This window comes from Diaphorobacter sp. HDW4B (assembly GCF_011305535.1).
Taxonomy (GTDB): domain Bacteria; phylum Pseudomonadota; class Gammaproteobacteria; order Burkholderiales; family Burkholderiaceae_C; genus Diaphorobacter_A.
This window is the reverse complement of the sequence record NZ_CP049905.1, coordinates 1,856,362-1,872,109: the sequence shown is the minus strand read 5'-3', so window position 1 is coordinate 1,872,109 and position 15,748 is coordinate 1,856,362. Positions and strand designations below refer to the sequence as shown.

Annotated in this window: 21 protein-coding genes and 1 tRNA gene; all 22 read left to right on the top strand. The window is 58.6% G+C overall.

Annotated elements, in window-relative coordinates; translation table 11 throughout:
- Nucleotides 1–95 precede the first annotated feature (95 nt).
- Nucleotides 96–1,829: an ABC transporter substrate-binding protein gene (locus G7048_RS08650; protein ID WP_166067741.1), complete on the top strand. Its 1,734-nt coding sequence runs from the start codon at nt 96–98 to the stop codon at nt 1,827–1,829.
- 189 nt (nt 1,830–2,018) lie between these two features.
- Nucleotides 2,019–3,617, top strand: a complete 1,599-nt coding sequence (locus G7048_RS08645; protein WP_166067740.1) for a glycerol-3-phosphate dehydrogenase/oxidase — start codon at nt 2,019–2,021, stop codon at nt 3,615–3,617.
- Nucleotides 3,618–3,836: 219 nt separating this feature from the next.
- On the top strand, nt 3,837–4,205 hold the full coding sequence (rplN, locus tag G7048_RS08640; protein ID WP_166067739.1) for a 50S ribosomal protein L14: 369 nt from the start codon (nt 3,837–3,839) through the stop codon (nt 4,203–4,205).
- Between the two features lie 11 nt (nt 4,206–4,216).
- A complete protein-coding gene (rplX, locus tag G7048_RS08635) occupies nt 4,217–4,537 on the top strand; it encodes a 50S ribosomal protein L24 (protein WP_166067738.1) in 321 nt (106 codons plus the stop codon).
- A gap of 9 nt (nt 4,538–4,546) precedes the next feature.
- Nucleotides 4,547–5,086 carry a 50S ribosomal protein L5 gene (gene rplE, locus G7048_RS08630; protein ID WP_166067737.1) on the top strand — a complete coding sequence of 180 codons (540 nt, stop codon included), beginning with the start codon at nt 4,547–4,549 and terminating at the stop codon, nt 5,084–5,086.
- A gap of 8 nt (nt 5,087–5,094) precedes the next feature.
- Nucleotides 5,095–5,400: a 30S ribosomal protein S14 gene (rpsN, locus tag G7048_RS08625; protein ID WP_166067736.1), complete on the top strand. Its 306-nt coding sequence runs from the start codon at nt 5,095–5,097 to the stop codon at nt 5,398–5,400.
- A 20-nt stretch (nt 5,401–5,420) separates the two neighbouring features.
- Nucleotides 5,421–5,816: a 30S ribosomal protein S8 gene (rpsH, locus tag G7048_RS08620; RefSeq protein WP_166067735.1), complete on the top strand. Its 396-nt coding sequence runs from the start codon at nt 5,421–5,423 to the stop codon at nt 5,814–5,816.
- A 24-nt stretch (nt 5,817–5,840) separates the two neighbouring features.
- Nucleotides 5,841–6,374 carry a 50S ribosomal protein L6 gene (gene rplF, locus G7048_RS08615; protein ID WP_166067734.1) on the top strand — a complete coding sequence of 178 codons (534 nt, stop codon included), beginning with the start codon at nt 5,841–5,843 and terminating at the stop codon, nt 6,372–6,374.
- An 11-nt stretch (nt 6,375–6,385) separates the two neighbouring features.
- Nucleotides 6,386–6,751 carry a 50S ribosomal protein L18 gene (gene rplR, locus G7048_RS08610; RefSeq protein WP_166067733.1) on the top strand — a complete coding sequence of 122 codons (366 nt, stop codon included), beginning with the start codon at nt 6,386–6,388 and terminating at the stop codon, nt 6,749–6,751.
- A 15-nt stretch (nt 6,752–6,766) separates the two neighbouring features.
- The gene (rpsE, locus tag G7048_RS08605) at nt 6,767–7,288 is read left to right on the top strand and encodes a 30S ribosomal protein S5 (protein ID WP_166067732.1); all 522 of its coding nucleotides are present in this window, start codon (nt 6,767–6,769) and stop codon (nt 7,286–7,288) included.
- 17 nt (nt 7,289–7,305) lie between these two features.
- Nucleotides 7,306–7,488, top strand: coding sequence for a 50S ribosomal protein L30 (gene rpmD, locus G7048_RS08600; RefSeq protein WP_166067731.1), 183 nt, complete (start codon nt 7,306–7,308; stop codon nt 7,486–7,488).
- 11 nt (nt 7,489–7,499) lie between these two features.
- The gene (rplO, locus tag G7048_RS08595) at nt 7,500–7,931 is read left to right on the top strand and encodes a 50S ribosomal protein L15 (protein ID WP_166070878.1); all 432 of its coding nucleotides are present in this window, start codon (nt 7,500–7,502) and stop codon (nt 7,929–7,931) included.
- A gap of 22 nt (nt 7,932–7,953) precedes the next feature.
- Complete coding sequence (secY, locus tag G7048_RS08590) at nt 7,954–9,267, top strand: preprotein translocase subunit SecY (RefSeq protein WP_166067730.1); 1,314 nt, start codon at nt 7,954–7,956, stop codon at nt 9,265–9,267.
- 163 nt (nt 9,268–9,430) lie between these two features.
- Nucleotides 9,431–9,544, top strand: a complete 114-nt coding sequence (rpmJ, locus tag G7048_RS08585) for a 50S ribosomal protein L36 (RefSeq protein WP_019576345.1) — start codon at nt 9,431–9,433, stop codon at nt 9,542–9,544.
- 20 nt (nt 9,545–9,564) lie between these two features.
- Nucleotides 9,565–9,930 carry a 30S ribosomal protein S13 gene (rpsM, locus tag G7048_RS08580; protein WP_166067729.1) on the top strand — a complete coding sequence of 122 codons (366 nt, stop codon included), beginning with the start codon at nt 9,565–9,567 and terminating at the stop codon, nt 9,928–9,930.
- Between the two features lie 14 nt (nt 9,931–9,944).
- On the top strand, nt 9,945–10,349 hold the full coding sequence (rpsK, locus tag G7048_RS08575; protein WP_166067728.1) for a 30S ribosomal protein S11: 405 nt from the start codon (nt 9,945–9,947) through the stop codon (nt 10,347–10,349).
- A gap of 92 nt (nt 10,350–10,441) precedes the next feature.
- A complete protein-coding gene (gene rpsD, locus G7048_RS08570) occupies nt 10,442–11,065 on the top strand; it encodes a 30S ribosomal protein S4 (protein WP_166067727.1) in 624 nt (207 codons plus the stop codon).
- A 114-nt stretch (nt 11,066–11,179) separates the two neighbouring features.
- Nucleotides 11,180–12,172 carry a DNA-directed RNA polymerase subunit alpha gene (rpoA, locus tag G7048_RS08565; protein WP_166067726.1) on the top strand — a complete coding sequence of 331 codons (993 nt, stop codon included), beginning with the start codon at nt 11,180–11,182 and terminating at the stop codon, nt 12,170–12,172.
- Nucleotides 12,173–12,312: 140 nt separating this feature from the next.
- Nucleotides 12,313–12,708 carry a 50S ribosomal protein L17 gene (gene rplQ, locus G7048_RS08560; RefSeq protein ID WP_166067725.1) on the top strand — a complete coding sequence of 132 codons (396 nt, stop codon included), beginning with the start codon at nt 12,313–12,315 and terminating at the stop codon, nt 12,706–12,708.
- A 42-nt stretch (nt 12,709–12,750) separates the two neighbouring features.
- Nucleotides 12,751–12,827 (top strand) — tRNA-Met (locus G7048_RS08555).
- Between the two features lie 182 nt (nt 12,828–13,009).
- The gene (locus G7048_RS08550) at nt 13,010–14,266 is read left to right on the top strand and encodes an Hsp70 family protein (RefSeq protein ID WP_166067724.1); all 1,257 of its coding nucleotides are present in this window, start codon (nt 13,010–13,012) and stop codon (nt 14,264–14,266) included.
- Between the two features lie 209 nt (nt 14,267–14,475).
- Nucleotides 14,476–15,660, top strand: a complete 1,185-nt coding sequence (locus G7048_RS08545) for an ABC transporter substrate-binding protein (RefSeq protein ID WP_166070877.1) — start codon at nt 14,476–14,478, stop codon at nt 15,658–15,660.
- Nucleotides 15,661–15,748: the final 88 nt, after the last annotated feature.

Sequence of the window (15,748 nt, the reverse complement as noted above, 5' to 3'; positions counted from 1 at the left end):
TTCAACGGTTTTTTGCAGGCAAGGATCCAGCCCGCTCCTCCCCCGAGGCCCGGATCCGAGGACAACACGGGGAGTCCCTTTTGAGGAGACATGCGATGAAGGTGCAGTTCAAGGCGATTGCGTTCGCCGTAGCAGCCCTGACTTTGGGGCAGGCAGGATGGGCTGGTGAGGCGGAAGCCAAGAAGTGGATTGACAGCGAGTTTCAGCCCTCCACGCTGAACAAGGACCAGCAGATGGCCGAGATGAAGTGGTTCATCGAAGCCGCCAAGAAGCTGCAGGCCAAGGGTGTGAAGAACATCTCCGTCGTCTCGGAAACCATCACCACGCACGAGTACGAAAGCAAGGTGCTGGCCAAGGCGTTCAGCGAGATCACGGGCATTCAGGTCAAGCACGATCTGATTCAGGAAGGCGACGTGGTCGAGAAGCTGCAGACCTCGATGCAGTCGGGCAAGTCGATCTATGACGGCTGGATTTCGGACTCCGATCTGATCGGCACGCATTACCGCTACGGCAAGATCATGAATCTGAGCGATTACATGAACGGCGCGGGCAAGGAATACACCAACCCCGGTCTGGATCTCAAGGACTTCATCGGCACGAGCTTCACCACCGCGCCGGACGGCAAGCTGTATCAGTTGCCCGACCAGCAGTTCGCCAACCTGTACTGGTTCCGCGCCGACCTGTTTGCGCGCAAGGACCTGCAGGACAAGTTCAAGGCCAAGTACGGCTACGACCTGGGCGTGCCGCAGAACTGGAGCGCCTACGAAGACATCGCCGAGTTCTTCTCCAACGATGTGAAGCAGATCGACGGCAAGCCGATCTACGGTCACATGGACTACGGCAAAAAGGATCCGTCGCTGGGCTGGCGCTTCACCGACGCATGGCTATCGATGGCCGGTTCCGCCGACAAGGGCATCCCCAACGGCATGCCGGTGGACGAGTGGGGCATTCGCGTCGCGGACGACAAGTGCACGCCAGTCGGCGCATCGGTTTCGCGCGGCGGTGCGACCAACTCGCCCGCTGCGGTTTACGCGCTCACCAAGTATGTGGACTGGATGAAGAAGTACGCGCCCAAGGAAGCCACGGGCATGACCTTCGGCGAATCCGGCCCCGTGCCCGCGCAGGGCCACATCGCCCAGCAGATCTTCTGGTACACCGCCTTCACCGCCGACATGACCAAGGCAGGCCTGCCCGTGGTGAACGCCGACGGCACGCCCAAGTGGCGCATGGCCCCCGGCCCGCACGGTCCGTATTGGAAGGACGGCATGCAGAACGGTTATCAGGACGTGGGCAGCTGGACTTTCTTCAACGGCCACGATGCCAACAAGACGGCTGCCGCGTGGCTCTACGCGCAGTTCGTGACCGCCAAGACCACGACGCTCAAGAAGTCGATTCAGGGCCTGACCTTCATTCGCGATTCGGACGTGCGCAGCGAGTACTTCACCAAGAACGCAGCCAAGTACGGCGGTCTGGTCGAGTTCTATCAGAGCCCGGCGCGCGTGGCGTGGACTCCGACCGGCACCAACGTGCCGGATTATCCGAAGCTCGCCCAGCTCTGGTGGAAGAACGTGGCGCAGGCGGTGACGGGTGAGAAAACGCCGCAGTCCGCCATGGACAATCTGGCCGAGGAAATGGACCAGGTGATGGCGCGTCTGGAGCGTGCGGGCATGGCCAAGTGCGCGCCCAAGCTCAACAAGAAGGGCGATCCGAACAAGTGGCTGTCCGACAAGGCGGCTCCTTGGGCCAAGCTGGCCAACGAGAAGCCAAAGGGCGAGACCATCGCCTACGACAAGCTGCTCCAGGCCTGGAAGGACGGCAAGGTTCGCTGACCCACGGGTGAGCATTTGCGGCGAGGGCGGAATCATTCGCCTTCGCCGCTGTAAGGCCGGCTGATTTTTCGACGCAAACATGCGTCCGGGTTGGATAAAATCCCTAGGGAAAACCCTGAAATGCAATAGGCATCCTGTTCCGGTCACGGGCATCCTGCCATTGGCATTCATCTCTAACAAGCGGCAGCCATGACGACAGAACCCCTCACCCCCCTGATGACCCAGCGCTCGGAGCTGCTGGCCAACTTGCGACAGCCGCAGGAATACGACCTCGCGGTGGTGGGTGGCGGGGCGACGGGGCTGGGCACGGCGCTGGACGCCGCTGCCCGTGGCTTCAAGGTCGTGCTGCTCGAATCGCACGATTTCGCCAAGGGCACCTCGTCGCGCGCCACCAAGCTGGTGCACGGCGGCGTGCGCTATCTGGCGCAGGGCAATATCTCGCTGGTGCGCGAGGCGCTGCACGAGCGCACCACGCTGCTCAAGAACGCCCCGCATCTGGCGCGCCCGCTGGCGTTCGTGATGCCTTCCTACAAGCTGTGGGAAACGCCGTTCTATGGCGTGGGCCTCAAGATGTATGACGCACTGGCTGGTTCTGCCGGTCTGGGCGCGACCGAATTTCTGGGCCGCATGGACACCATGCGTTGCCTGCCGACCGTGCAGGGCGATGGTCTCAAGGGCGGTGTCAAGTACTGGGATGGCCAGTTCGACGATGCCCGTCTGGCCTTGGCGCTGGCCCGCACCGCGGCGCTCAAGGGCGCGCTGCTGGTCAATTACTGCGAGGTGACGCAGCTCACCTACGCCGACGGCAAGGTCAATGGCCTGATCGCGGTGGACAAGGAAGGCGGCGAGCGTTTTCAGATCAAGGCGCGCTGCGTGGTGAACGCGGCGGGCGTCTGGGTGGACGCGCTGCGCGAGAAGGATGGCGAGGCGCAGGGCAAGCCAGTCAAGCCGATGGTCGCTCCCAGCCAGGGCGTGCACATCGTCGTGGACCGCGAATTCCTGCCTTCCGACCACGCGCTGATGGTGCCCAAAACGACCGACGGCCGGGTGCTGTTCGCCGTGCCATGGTTGGGCAAAGTGATTCTGGGAACGACCGACAGCCCGAAGAACCAGCTCGACTACGAGCCCGAGGCCATGAAGAACGAGGTGGCCTTCATTCTGGGCGAATCGGCCCGCTATCTGCGCCGTGCGCCGAAGATTTCCGACGTGCGCAGCATCTGGGCGGGTCTGCGTCCGCTGGTCAAGCACCAGGACGACGACGCCGGCAACACCAAGAAGATCAGCCGTGAGCACACCGTGCTGGTCAGCAAGAGTGGTCTGGTCACCGTGACCGGCGGCAAATGGACCACCTACCGCGCCATGGCCGAGGACGTGCTCCAGCACTGCATGGATGCCAAGCTGCTGCCCACGCGCACTGGTGGTGTGACCGTGCACCTGCCGGTGGTGGGTGCCACGACCACGACCATGCGCGAGGGCATGAACGATCCGCAGGGTCTGCATTCCTACGGCAGCGAGGCCCCGCTGGTGAAGTCGATGGAGGGCGCAAACCGAGAATTGGCACCGGGCTTCACCGAGGCCATGGTGCGCTTTGCTGCGCGCTTCGAGTACGCCCGCACCGTGGAAGACGTACTGGCGCGCCGCGTGCGCATGTTGTTTCTCGATGCGAAACTGGCGGGCTCCATTGCCCCGCGCGTGGCGGAAATCCTGCGTGACGAACTGGGAATTGACCCGCAACTCGATGCGTTTTCGGCAATTGCGCAACAATACGCAACTGTTCCGCAGCCCTGAAGCCACATTTCAGGGGTGCAACACTCGCAAAGCCAATCCACCTGCTTGACGGGCGGAGAAATCTTTGCGAGAATACAAGGCTTCGCATTAATCTATGCGAAACTTTTCTGCCCAGCGGATGAGCTGTGAATGGTTTGCAGCTCTGACGACGGGCCCAAGACTGACTGGTTCGCTCTCATTTCCGTGAGGGTGATTCCGGTGCAAGTTGGGAATATTGAAATGATCCAGACAGAAACTCGGTTAGACGTCGCCGACAACACCGGCGCGAAGTCCGTCCTCTGCATCAAGGTGCTGGGTGGTTCCAAGCGTCGTTATGCAAGCGTCGGCGACATCATTAAGGTGACCGTCAAGGAAGCAGCACCGCGTGGTCGCGTCAAAAAAGGTGACGTGTACAGCGCAGTGGTGGTCCGCACAGCCAAGGGCATCCGCCGTGGCGACGGTTCGCTTGTTAAGTTTGACGGCAATGCTGCAGTGTTGCTGAACGCCAAGCTGGAGCCAATCGGCACCCGCATCTTCGGCCCCGTGACACGTGAACTGCGTAATGAAAAGTTCATGAAGATCGTGTCTCTGGCACCCGAAGTTCTCTAAGGACACGAGTTATGAACAAGATTCGCAAGGGCGATGAAGTCATCGTGCTCACAGGGCGCGATAAGGGCAAGCGTGGCACGGTTTCGCTGCGCAAGGATGATTCCCACGTTATCGTGGACGGCATCAACCTGGTCAAGAAGCACGTCAAGCCGAACCCCATGAAGGGTACGACTGGCGGTATCGTGGAAAAGGCTATGCCTATCCACCAGTCCAACGTGGCCATTTTCAATGCCGCTACGGGCAAGGCTGACCGCGTTGGCATCAAGGTGCAAGCTGACGGTTCGCGCACTCGCGTGTTCAAGTCCTCCGGCGCCGAAATCAAGGCAGCCTAAGGAGTCAACATGGCACGACTGCAAAAATACTATCGCGAAAAGATTGCTGCTGATCTGACTGAAAAGTTCGGCTACAAGTCTCCAATGGAAGTCCCGCGCATCACCAAGATCACCCTGAACATGGGTGTGAGCGAAGCCGTGGCTGACAAGAAGGTCATGGATCACGCTGTGTCCGATCTGACCAAGATTGCTGGTCAGAAGCCAGTGGTGACCAAGTCCAAGAAGCCAATCGCTGGTTTCAAGATCCGTGAAGGCCAAGCCATTGGCTGCATGGTGACTCTGCGTGGCGTTCAGATGTATGAATTCCTGGATCGTTTCGTGACCGTGGCTCTGCCGCGCGTTCGTGACTTCCGTGGTATCTCTGGTCGCGCTTTCGACGGCCGCGGTAACTACAACATCGGCGTCAAAGAACAGATCATCTTCCCTGAAATTGAGTACGACAAGGTCGACGCACTGCGCGGTCTCAATATCAGCATCACCACGACAGCCAAGAACGACGAAGAAGCCAAGGCTCTTCTCGCTGGCTTCCGTTTCCCGTTCAAGAACTAAGGCAGCGTATGGCTAAAGTAGCTTTGATCCAGCGCGAACTGAAGCGCGAAAAACTGGCCGCCAAGTACGCTGCCAAGTACGCAGAACTGAAGGCAATTGCCGGCGATGCCAAGCGCAGCGACGAAGAGCGTGATGCAGCCCGTCTGGGCCTGCAGAAGCTCCCACGCAACGCCAACCCGACCCGTCAGCGCAACCGCTGCGAAATCACTGGCCGCCCACGTGGCACGTTCCGCCAGTTTGGTCTGGGTCGCGCAAAGATCCGTGAACTGGCTTTTGCTGGCGACATCCCCGGTGTCACCAAGGCCAGCTGGTAAGCAGGCAGGAGAGATACAACATGAGCATGAGTGATCCCATCGCTGACTTGCTGACCCGCATTCGCAATGCGCAAATGGTTTCCAAGGCCACCGTTTCGGTGCCATCTTCCAAAGTGAAGGTTGCCATTGCACAGGTGCTGAAGGACGAGGGTTATATCGACAGCTTCCAAGTCAAGACGGAAGATGGCAAGTCGAACCTTGAAATCGTATTGAAGTACTACGCAGGTCGCCCAGTGATCGAGCGTATTGAGCGCGTGAGCCGTCCCGGCCTGCGTGTCTACAAGGGTCGTGATTCCATTCCTACCGTGATGAACGGTCTGGGCGTGGCAATCGTCACCACTCCCAAGGGTGTGATGACCGACCGCAAGGCACGTGCTACCGGTGTTGGTGGCGAAGTGCTTTGCTACGTCGCTTAACGTGGCATTGAGGAGAAAACTGAAATGTCCCGTGTAGGCAAATCCCCAGTGACCGTCCCCGCAGGCGTGGACGTGTCGATGAACAACAACCAGATCAACGTGAAGGGCGCAGGCGGCACTTTGTCCCTGACCCCCAACGCTCTGGTGAAGGTGACTCTGGATGGCGGCAAGCTGACGTTTGTCCCTGTCGATGAGTCCCGTGAAGCCAACGCCATGAGCGGCACCATGCGTCAGCTGGTGAACAACATGGTTGTGGGCGTGAGCAAGGGCTTCGAAAAGAAGCTGACGCTGATTGGCGTGGGTTTCAAGGCTGCCGCTTCCGGCGCCAAGCTGAACCTGGCCGTTGGCTACTCGCACCCCGTGAACTTCGAGATGCCCGCCGGCATCACTGTGGCAACTCCCACGCCGACCGAAATCATCCTCAAGGGTGCTGATCGTCAACGCGTTGGCCAGCTGGCTGCAGAAATCCGCGCTGTGCGCCCTCCCGAGCCTTACAAGGGCAAGGGCATCCGTTATTCGGATGAAAAGGTCGTCATCAAAGAGACCAAGAAGAAATAAGGAGCTGCAACATGTTGACAAAGAAAGAGCAGCGTCTTCGTCGTGCACGCCAGACCCGCATCCGTATTGCCCAACAAGGCATCGCGCGTCTGTCCGTGAACCGTACGAACCTCCATATCTACGCTACGCTGATTTCCGGCGATGGCTCCAAGGTGCTGGCTTCGGCCTCCACTGCAGAAGCCGACGTTCGCAAGGAACTGGGCGGCTCTGGCAAGGGCGGCAACGTCTCCGCTGCACAAGCAGTGGGCAAGCGCATTGCTGAAAAGGCAAAGGCCGCTGGCGTTGAAAAAGTAGCTTTCGATCGCGCTGGTTTCGCATACCACGGCCGCGTGAAGGCTTTGGCTGAAGCTGCCCGCGAAGCGGGTCTGCAGTTCTAAGCGGAGCGGATAAAAATGGCAAAGTTTTCCCCCAAGGTGCAAGACGAAGGTCGTGACGACGGCTTGCGCGAAAAAATGATCGCGGTCAACCGCGTGACCAAGGTTGTGAAGGGTGGTCGTATTCTCGGCTTCGCTGCACTGACCGTGGTCGGCGACGGTGATGGCCGTGTTGGCATGGGTAAGGGCAAGTCCAAGGAAGTGCCTGCAGCCGTGCAAAAGGCTATGGAAGAGTCCCGCCGTAACCTGGTGAAGGTGTCCCTCAAAGACGGCACCATTTTCCACGCTACGACTGGTCACCACGGCGCAGCCCGTGTGATGATCGCTCCGGCTCCCAAGGGTACCGGCATCATCGCCGGCGGCCCAATGCGTGCAGTGTTCGAAGTGATGGGTATCACTGACATCGTTGCCAAGAGCCACGGTTCTTCCAATCCTTACAACATGGTCCGCGCAACGTTCGACGCACTGGCTAACTCCACTACTCCTGCAGAAGTGGCAGCCAAGCGCGGCAAGAGCGTTGAAGACCTGTTTGCTGCCTGATTGAAAGGCTAATAGCAATGACAACGCAACAAACCGTCAAGATTCAACTGGTGCGCAGCCCTATCGGCACCAAGGAATCGCACCGCGCTACCGTGCGTGGCCTGGGTCTTCGCAAGCTCAACAGCACCAGCGAACTCAAGGACACTCCCGAAGTGCGCGGCATGATCAACAAGATCAGCTATCTGGTCAAAGTCCTCTGAAAGGATTGATGATGGAACTCAATAGCATCAAGCCTGCAGAAGGTGCAAAGCACGCAAAGCGCCGTGTCGGTCGCGGTATCGGTTCCGGTCTGGGTAAGACCGCCGGTCGTGGCCACAAGGGTCAGAAGTCGCGTTCGGGTGGCTACCACAAGGTAGGCTTCGAAGGCGGTCAGATGCCTCTGCAACGCCGTCTGCCAAAGCGTGGTTTCAAGTCGACAACACTGAAGTTCAATGCTGAAGTGACTCTGTCTGCGCTGGAACAACTCGGCTTGGCCGAAGTGGACGTGTCTGCATTGAAGAATGCAGGTCTCGTCGGCCAACTCGCAAAGGTCGTTAAGGTGATCAAGTCTGGTGAACTCACCAAGGCTGTGAAGCTCAACGGTATCGGCGCGACTGCAGGTGCCAAGGCTGCTATCGAAGCAGCTGGTGGTTCCCTGGCCTAATTCGGCTTAAAGAAAGGCATCCGTGGCTACTAACGCAGCGCAAATTGCGAAAACGGGCAAGTTCGGTGACCTGCGTCGTCGACTGGTGTTTTTGTTGCTGGCGTTGGTCGTGTACCGCATCGGGGCTCATATCCCGGTGCCGGGCATCGATCCAGCACAGCTGCAGCAGCTGTTCAGTGGCCAACAAGGTGGCATTCTGAACCTGTTCAACATGTTCTCGGGTGGGGCGCTCTCGCGCTTCACAGTGTTCGCACTGGGGATCATGCCGTACATCTCGGCATCGATCATCATGCAGCTCATGACCTACGTGGTCCCGACATTTGAGCAGTTGAAGAAGGAAGGCGAAGCCGGACGTCGCAAGATCACCCAGTACACCCGTTACGGTACGCTGGGTCTGGCGATCTTCCAGTCGCTGGGTATCGCCGTCGCTCTGGAAAGCTCTGCTGGTCTGGTGCTGAACCCTGGGTTCGGTTTCCGCATGACGGCCGTGGTCAGCCTCACCGCTGGCACGATGTTCCTCATGTGGCTGGGCGAGCAGATCACCGAGCGCGGTCTGGGCAATGGTATTTCCATTCTGATCTTCGGCGGTATCGCTGCAGGTCTGCCCAGTGCGATTGGTGGAATGTTCGAGCTCGTACGTACAGGCGCCATGGGCCCGCTGGCAGCAATCCTGATCATCGTGATCATTGCTCTGGTGACCTACTTCGTCGTGTTCGTGGAGCGCGGTCAGCGCAAGATTCTTGTGAATTACGCAAGACGCCAGGTGGGCAACAAGGTATATGGTGGTCAATCCTCCCATCTGCCTCTGAAGCTCAATATGGCTGGCGTGATCCCTCCGATCTTCGCTTCGTCCATCATCTTGTTGCCTGCTACTGTGGTGAACTGGTTCAGTGCCGGTGAGTCCATGCGTTGGTTGAAGGACATCGCGGGTACGCTTACCCCGGGTCAGCCGATCTACGTGTTGCTCTACGCTGCTGCAATCATTTTCTTCTGCTTCTTCTACACGGCTCTGGTTTTCAACAGCCGCGAGACAGCAGACAACTTGAAGAAGAGCGGTGCGTTCATCCCGGGCATTCGCCCAGGTGAGAACACAGCTCGCTACATCGACAAGATTCTGGTTCGACTGACACTGGTTGGCGCGGTATACATCACCTTTGTGTGCCTGCTGCCGGAGTTCCTGATCCTGAAGTACAACGTGCCGTTCTATTTTGGCGGCACATCCCTGATGATCATCGTGGTGGTCACCATGGACTTCATGGCCCAGGTTCAGAACTACATGATGTCGCAGCAGTACGAGTCGTTGTTGAAGAAGGCTAACTTCAAAACAACACTCTGAACGAGTAGCCCAAGCAAATTTCAGGTGACTGCGCTAAAATGTGCGGTTCGCCTGAAAGCAACGGTAATTGATGCCCTTCGAGTCATCGCGGGCACAAGACTTTCGATGAGACTTTGTGTTCCGCTGCAGGCAGCCGGGACGATTGGAAATTTAGGAGAATGCAATGAGAGTTTCGGCTTCGGTCAAGAAGATTTGCCGCAACTGCAAAATCATCCGCCGCAAGGGCGTTGTGCGTGTCATCTGTACAGATGCACGTCACAAGCAGCGCCAAGGCTGATTGGACATTAGAGGACGCAAATGGCACGTATCGCTGGTATCAATATTCCTCCGCATCAGCATGCTGAGATCGGCCTGACGGCTATCTATGGCATCGGTCGCACTCGCGCTCGCAAGATCTGCGAAGCATGCGGAATCGCCTTCTCCAAGAAGGTCAAAGACTTCACCGACGCAGATCTGGAAAAGATCCGCGACGAAATCGCTCAGTTCACCATTGAAGGTGACCTGCGTCGCGAAACAACGATGAACATCAAGCGTTTGATGGACATCGGTTGCTATCGCGGCTTCCGCCATCGCCGAGGCCTGCCTATGCGTGGCCAGCGTACGCGTACCAACGCTCGTACTCGCAAGGGTCCGCGCAAGGGCGCAGCGGCACTCAAGAAGTAAATAGGTAGAGCACTATGGCTAAATCTCCCGCAAACAATGCTGCACAGCGTGTCCGCAAGAAGGTTCGCAAGAACGTTTCTGACGGCATCGCTCACGTGCACGCATCGTTCAACAACACGATCATCACCATCACTGATCGTCAAGGCAACGCCCTGTCGTGGGCTTCGTCTGGCGGCCAGGGTTTCAAGGGTTCGCGTAAATCCACTCCGTTCGCTGCTCAGGTAGCTTCCGAAGTGGCCGGCCGCGCCGCCATGGAACAAGGGATCAAGAACCTCGACGTCGAGATCAAGGGCCCAGGCCCAGGTCGCGAGTCGTCGGTGCGCGCTCTGGGCGCACTGGGCATCCGCATCACTTCGATCTCCGACGTGACTCCGGTTCCCCACAACGGCTGCCGCCCTCAAAAGCGTCGTCGTATCTAATCGATTCATAAGCCCACCGCCACCAATGCTTTCAGCGTTGGTGGCTCCCGCGTTGGTGAACCAGCGCGGCAGATGAAAACAAGGAAGCTCAAGTGGCACGTTACCTCGGCCCCAAGGCCAAACTCTCCCGCCGTGAAGGCACCGACCTGTTCCTGAAGAGCGCACGTCGCTCGATCGCGGACAAGTCCAAGTTCGACACCAAGCCCGGTCAACATGGCCGCACTTCCGGTGCACGCACATCCGACTACGGCCTGCAACTGCGCGAAAAGCAAAAAGTAAAGCGCATGTACGGCGTGCTCGAAAAGCAATTCCGTCGCTACTTCGAAATGGCCGACGGCAAGAAGGGCAACACTGGTGCCAACCTGCTGTCCGTGCTCGAATCGCGTCTGGACAATGTCGTGTACCGCATGGGCTTTGGCTCCACACGTGCAGAAGCACGTCAGCTGGTGTCGCACAAGGCCATCACCGTGAACGGTCAATCCGTGAACATCGCTTCCTACCTGGTGAAGGCTGGTGATGTGGTTGCCGTGCGTGAGAAGTCCAAGAAGCAAGCTCGTATCGTCGAAGCTCTGCAACTGGCTCAACAAGTGGGCATGCCTGCTTGGGTCGAGGTCAACGCTGACAAGGTCGAAGGCATCTTCAAGAAGTCTCCTGATCGTGACGAATTCGCAGCTGACATCAACGAATCCCTGATCGTTGAATTGTATTCGCGCTAATTCTCTGCCTGCTTAGCTTTCGAGAAACTGTTCCTAAACCGCGAGGCATCGCGGTTTAGGCGCTTCATCAGCCTTACCGGTGTAACGAGCTGGGGGTATTAAGAGGAAGACCGCATGCAAACCAATTTGCTGAAGCCCAAGGCAATCAATGTAGAGCAGCTTGGCCACAATCGTGCCAAGGTCGAGTTGGAACCGTTCGAGCGTGGTTACGGCCACACATTGGGCAATGCCATTCGCCGCGTATTGCTCTCCTCCATGGTTGGTTACGCAGCGACGGAAGTGACCATCGCAGGCGTGCTCCACGAGTACTCGTCCATCGATGGCGTTCAGGAAGATGTAGTCAACATCCTGCTGAACTTGAAGGGTGTGGTTTTCAAGCTGCACAACCGTGACGAAGTGACCCTGAGCCTGCGCAAAGACGGCGAAGGCGTTGTCACTGCACAAGACATTCAGACTCCGCACGACGTTGAAATCGTCAACCCGGATCACGTGATTGCACATCTGTCTGCCGGCGGCAAGCTGGACATGCAGATCAAGGTGGAAAAGGGCCGCGGCTACGTGCCGGGCAACCTGCGCCGCTATTCCGACGAATCGACCAAGTCGATCGGTCGCATCGTTCTGGACGCATCGTTCTCCCCAGTGAAGCGCGTGAGCTACACCGTGGAAAGCGCCCGTGTGGAACAACGCACCGACCTGGACAAGCTGGTCGTCGAGATCGAAACCAACGGTGCCATCACCGCTGAAGACGCAGTGCGCGCGTCCGCCAAGATTCTGGTGGAACAACTCGCTGTGTTCGCTCAGCTCGAAGGCGGCGAATTGGCTGCATTCGATGCTCCGTCCGGCTCGCGCAACAACGCCACGTTCGATCCGATCCTGCTGCGTCCTGTGGACGAGCTGGAACTCACCGTGCGTTCCGCCAACTGCCTGAAGGCAGAAAACATCTACTACATCGGTGATCTGATCCAGCGCACCGAGAACGAGCTGCTCAAGACACCTAATCTGGGTCGCAAGTCGCTCAACGAAATCAAGGAAGTTCTTGCTTCGCGTGGCCTCACGCTCGGCATGAAGCTCGAGAACTGGCCACCGGCCGGCCTCGACAAGCGTTGAACTCAGACGCTATAATCGCAGGCTCTTTTGATTCTTGGTCTTGAAGATTTTCAAGATCGCCAAAAGAGCAAATGCATACCGCGCAGCGGCCAGTACCTGATCCGGCTGGCCGCTAAAACATTTTTCAAAAGGACAATCCCATGCGCCACGGTCTCGGCCTTCGCAAACTGAATCGCACCAGCTCGCACCGCCTCGCGATGCTGAAGAACATGATGAACTCGCTCATCGAGCACGAGGCCATCAAGACTACCGTTCCAAAGGCAAAGGAACTGCGCCGCGTGATCGAGCCCATGATCACTCTGGCCAAGGTCGACACGGTTGCCAACCGTCGTCTGGCGTTCGATCGCCTGCGCGACCGTGACAGCGTGACCAAGCTGTTCAACGACCTCGGCCCACGTTTCAATGCACGTCCAGGCGGCTACACACGTATCCTGAAGATGGGTTTCCGCGTTGGTGACAATGCACCCATGGCTTACGTTGAGCTGGTGGATCGCGCTCCTGAAGCAGCTGCTGAAAATACTGAATCCGCAGCGTAATTCAAGAAATTACTGCGAATCTGGTATATAATAAACACATACCGCGCGATGGAGCAGTCTGGTAGCTCGTTGGGCTCATAACCCAAAGGTCGGAGGTTCAAATCCTTCTCGCGCAACCAAATTGAAAAGCCCGCTTTGAACAAAGCGGGCTTTTTCTTTTTGCTCAAACCGTTCCAACATGACCGATCGGCGTTCATTGCGCATGAAGCTGTTCGAGTCAACCGGTGGGCTTCTTCGTTTGGATGATGCTGCCAGTCAGCGACATTCAAAGATATGCCCGCCTTCAAGCTCCACAAGCACGATGGCTGATCTCTCGCACTCCATTCCCGGCACGCTGGGTATCGATTTCGGAACCTCCAACTCTGCCGCCGCTTTCTGTCCTCCCGGCGGCCAATCGCGACTTCTGCCTCTCGAAGGTACGGCCACGGGCATGCCCACCGCGCTGTTCATCAACACGGAGGAGCATCGCACGCACTACGGTCGTGATGCGATGAAGCAGTATCTGGAAGGCGAGCCCGGTCGCTTGATGCGCTCGCTCAAGAGCCTGCTGGGCAGTGCACTGCTGCAGGAAAAGACAGCGGTTCACGACAAGCTTGTGAGCTATCAGGACATCATTTCGCTGTTTTTGCGCCATGTCGCGCAGCAGTCGCGTGCGTCGCTCGACGGCAAGCTGCCCGAGCGCGTCGTGCTGGGTCGTCCCGTGCACTTCGTGGACGAACATCCCGAGCGTGATCGTGACGCGCAGAACGCGCTCGCGCAGGCGGCCAAGGATGCGGGTCTTGGCGAGGTCAGTTTTCAGCTCGAACCGATTGCTGCCGCGCTCGACTACGAACGCCGCTTGACGGCTGAAACCATCGCCCTGGTCGTCGATATCGGTGGCGGTACTTCCGACTTCACCGTGGTGCGCTTGGGCCCGGATCATGCCGGCAAGGCAGACCGCAACAGCGACATTCTGGCGACCGGCGGTGTGCACATCGGCGGCACGGATTTCGATCATCGTCTCAACGTCGAGCAGGTCATGCCGTTGCTGGGCTATCGCCACATCGGTCCGAGCGGGCGCGAGGTGCCGAGCAGCGTGTTCTTCGATCTCTCGACCTGGCATCTGATCCAGTGGCTGTACACGCAAAAGGCGATTGCGGCTGCGCGCGGATTGCGCTCGGATTACGCCGACCAGGGCATGCACCAGCGACTGATGCATGTGATCGAGGAGCGCGAAGGCCATCGCCTGGCGGATGCCGTGGAACAGGCCAAGATCACCGCGTCGAGCACGCATGCTGCCGCGCCGATCCAGCTCGATTGGCTGGAACGCAATCTGGGTGCGCAGATCACGCCTGCCGATCTGCATTCGCGTCTCGATGCGTTGCTTCAGCAGGTTGTGCAATGCGCGCAGGATTGCGTGCAGCGCGCGGGCGTCAGTGCTCCCGGAGCCATCTATCTGACAGGTGGATCTTCGGCGCTGACGGCGTTGCGCGACGCGCTGCGCGTGGCCTTCCCCGATGTGCAGCAGGTTGAAGGCGACCTGTTTGGCGGCGTAGCAACAGGTCTCGCCTACGCCTGATTCTTCAGGTGCGTGCATGGCAGAGCGTCTATTGGTGACGCTTTGTTCATTGCCTCATGCTTTGGGATAAACCCCGGGATGCGTTCGGATTCTTAACCGCTACATTGACTGAGTTCACGGTGGCGTTGCGCAGCGTGTCTGTGCGATGTCTTCCCTGTCACTGTTCGGCTTTGAAAATCATTCCAGGAGACGCAAGCATGAAGAAGGCGATGGTTGCCCAGTTGGTTCTGGGTGCGGTGGGAACGTGGAGCATGGTCGGCGCTGCGGTGCAGGCGCAGGATATCAAGATCGGCTACACGGCCGATCAATCGGCCAGCGGCGTGGCGGAGCTCGGCATCGCCGGGCGCTGGGGCTTCGAGGCCGCCATCGAGGACATCAACAAGGCGGGCGGCATTCTGGGCCGCAAGGTCGTGGGCGTGGTTCGCGACGATCAGGGCACGCCGCCCAAGGCGATTCAGACCGTGCAGGAGCTGATCGACAGCGAAAAGGTCAGCGGCATTGTCGGCCCGGCCAACTCGGGCAACGCGCTGGCGTGGCTGCACATTCCGCAGCAAAAGAAGATTCCCGTCGTGGTGCCGATTGGGACCGCCACCGAAATCACCACGCGCTATGCCAAGGAGCCGCAGAATTATCTCTACCGCATCTCCATGGTGGACCGCGAACAGGTCTCGCTGCTGGGGGCTTATGCGGTGAAGGCGTCCAAGGAAAAGAAGATCGCGATTCTGGCGGACTCGACCGGCTACGGGCAGGGCGGCATCAAGGACGCGACGGACATTCTCGCGCTGCATGGCGTCAAGCCGGTGGCGGTCGAGAAGTACGGTCCCAAGGACACGGACATGACCTCGCAGCTCAACAAGATCAAGGCGGCGGGCGCGGACACGGTGATCATCTACGGCATTGCCGACGGCGCGGCGCAGGTGCTGCGCAGCATGGAGAAGATCAACTACATGCCGATCACGCTGGGCACCTGGGGCAACCTGAGTTCGCTGCTGCCCAAGATGGCGGGCACCAAGCTGGCCGAGCATCTGATCATGGCCGCATCGACGACGGAAGACACCTCGGCGAAGACCAAATCTCTGGGCCAGCGCGTGCGCGTGAACTTCCCGACGCTCACCACGTTCCCATGCTCCGCACAGGCGTATGACTCGGTCATGCTGCTGGCGGCGGCGATGAAGCAGGCCAACAGCACGGATGGCGAGAAGGTGGCTGCGGCGCTTGAAAGTCTGAACAAGACCGAGGGCGTGATCAAGACCTATGACAAGCCCTTCAGCAAGACGAACCATGAAGGTTTGAGTGTGAGCGACTTCTATTTGGCGCGCTGGAAGGGCAGTGAGGTAGTCCGCTTCGAAGATCCCATCTACAAGTCTCTTACTCCTGCTGATCTGAAGAAGTGACCTTTTTTGGGTTTTTCGTTGGTCGTTTGGAGATGACGATACAGCCCCTCATGCGTCGTTGTGGAAGCCTTGTCGTACGAGAGTACTG

Excerpts from the sequence above, each read along its gene's own strand:
- G7048_RS08650 (WP_166067741.1), top strand. The coding sequence starts at position 96 with ATGAAGGTGCAGTTCAAGGCGATTGCGTTCGCCGTAGCAGCCCTGACT.
- G7048_RS08645 (WP_166067740.1), top strand. The coding sequence starts at position 2,019 with ATGACGACAGAACCCCTCACCCCCCTGATGACCCAGCGCTCGGAGCTG.
- rplN (WP_166067739.1), top strand. The coding sequence starts at position 3,837 with ATGATCCAGACAGAAACTCGGTTAGACGTCGCCGACAACACCGGCGCG.
- rplX (WP_166067738.1), top strand. The coding sequence starts at position 4,217 with ATGAACAAGATTCGCAAGGGCGATGAAGTCATCGTGCTCACAGGGCGC.
- rplE (WP_166067737.1), top strand. The coding sequence starts at position 4,547 with ATGGCACGACTGCAAAAATACTATCGCGAAAAGATTGCTGCTGATCTG.
- rpsN (WP_166067736.1), top strand. The coding sequence starts at position 5,095 with ATGGCTAAAGTAGCTTTGATCCAGCGCGAACTGAAGCGCGAAAAACTG.
- rpsH (WP_166067735.1), top strand. The coding sequence starts at position 5,421 with ATGAGCATGAGTGATCCCATCGCTGACTTGCTGACCCGCATTCGCAAT.
- rplF (WP_166067734.1), top strand. The coding sequence starts at position 5,841 with ATGTCCCGTGTAGGCAAATCCCCAGTGACCGTCCCCGCAGGCGTGGAC.
- rplR (WP_166067733.1), top strand. The coding sequence starts at position 6,386 with ATGTTGACAAAGAAAGAGCAGCGTCTTCGTCGTGCACGCCAGACCCGC.
- rpsE (WP_166067732.1), top strand. The coding sequence starts at position 6,767 with ATGGCAAAGTTTTCCCCCAAGGTGCAAGACGAAGGTCGTGACGACGGC.
- rpmD (WP_166067731.1), top strand. The coding sequence starts at position 7,306 with ATGACAACGCAACAAACCGTCAAGATTCAACTGGTGCGCAGCCCTATC.
- rplO (WP_166070878.1), top strand. The coding sequence starts at position 7,500 with ATGGAACTCAATAGCATCAAGCCTGCAGAAGGTGCAAAGCACGCAAAG.
- rpmJ (WP_019576345.1), top strand. The coding sequence starts at position 9,431 with ATGAGAGTTTCGGCTTCGGTCAAGAAGATTTGCCGCAACTGCAAAATC.
- rpsM (WP_166067729.1), top strand. The coding sequence starts at position 9,565 with ATGGCACGTATCGCTGGTATCAATATTCCTCCGCATCAGCATGCTGAG.
- rpsK (WP_166067728.1), top strand. The coding sequence starts at position 9,945 with ATGGCTAAATCTCCCGCAAACAATGCTGCACAGCGTGTCCGCAAGAAG.
- rpoA (WP_166067726.1), top strand. The coding sequence starts at position 11,180 with ATGCAAACCAATTTGCTGAAGCCCAAGGCAATCAATGTAGAGCAGCTT.
- rplQ (WP_166067725.1), top strand. The coding sequence starts at position 12,313 with ATGCGCCACGGTCTCGGCCTTCGCAAACTGAATCGCACCAGCTCGCAC.
- G7048_RS08550 (WP_166067724.1), top strand. The coding sequence starts at position 13,010 with ATGGCTGATCTCTCGCACTCCATTCCCGGCACGCTGGGTATCGATTTC.
- G7048_RS08545 (WP_166070877.1), top strand. The coding sequence starts at position 14,476 with ATGGTTGCCCAGTTGGTTCTGGGTGCGGTGGGAACGTGGAGCATGGTC.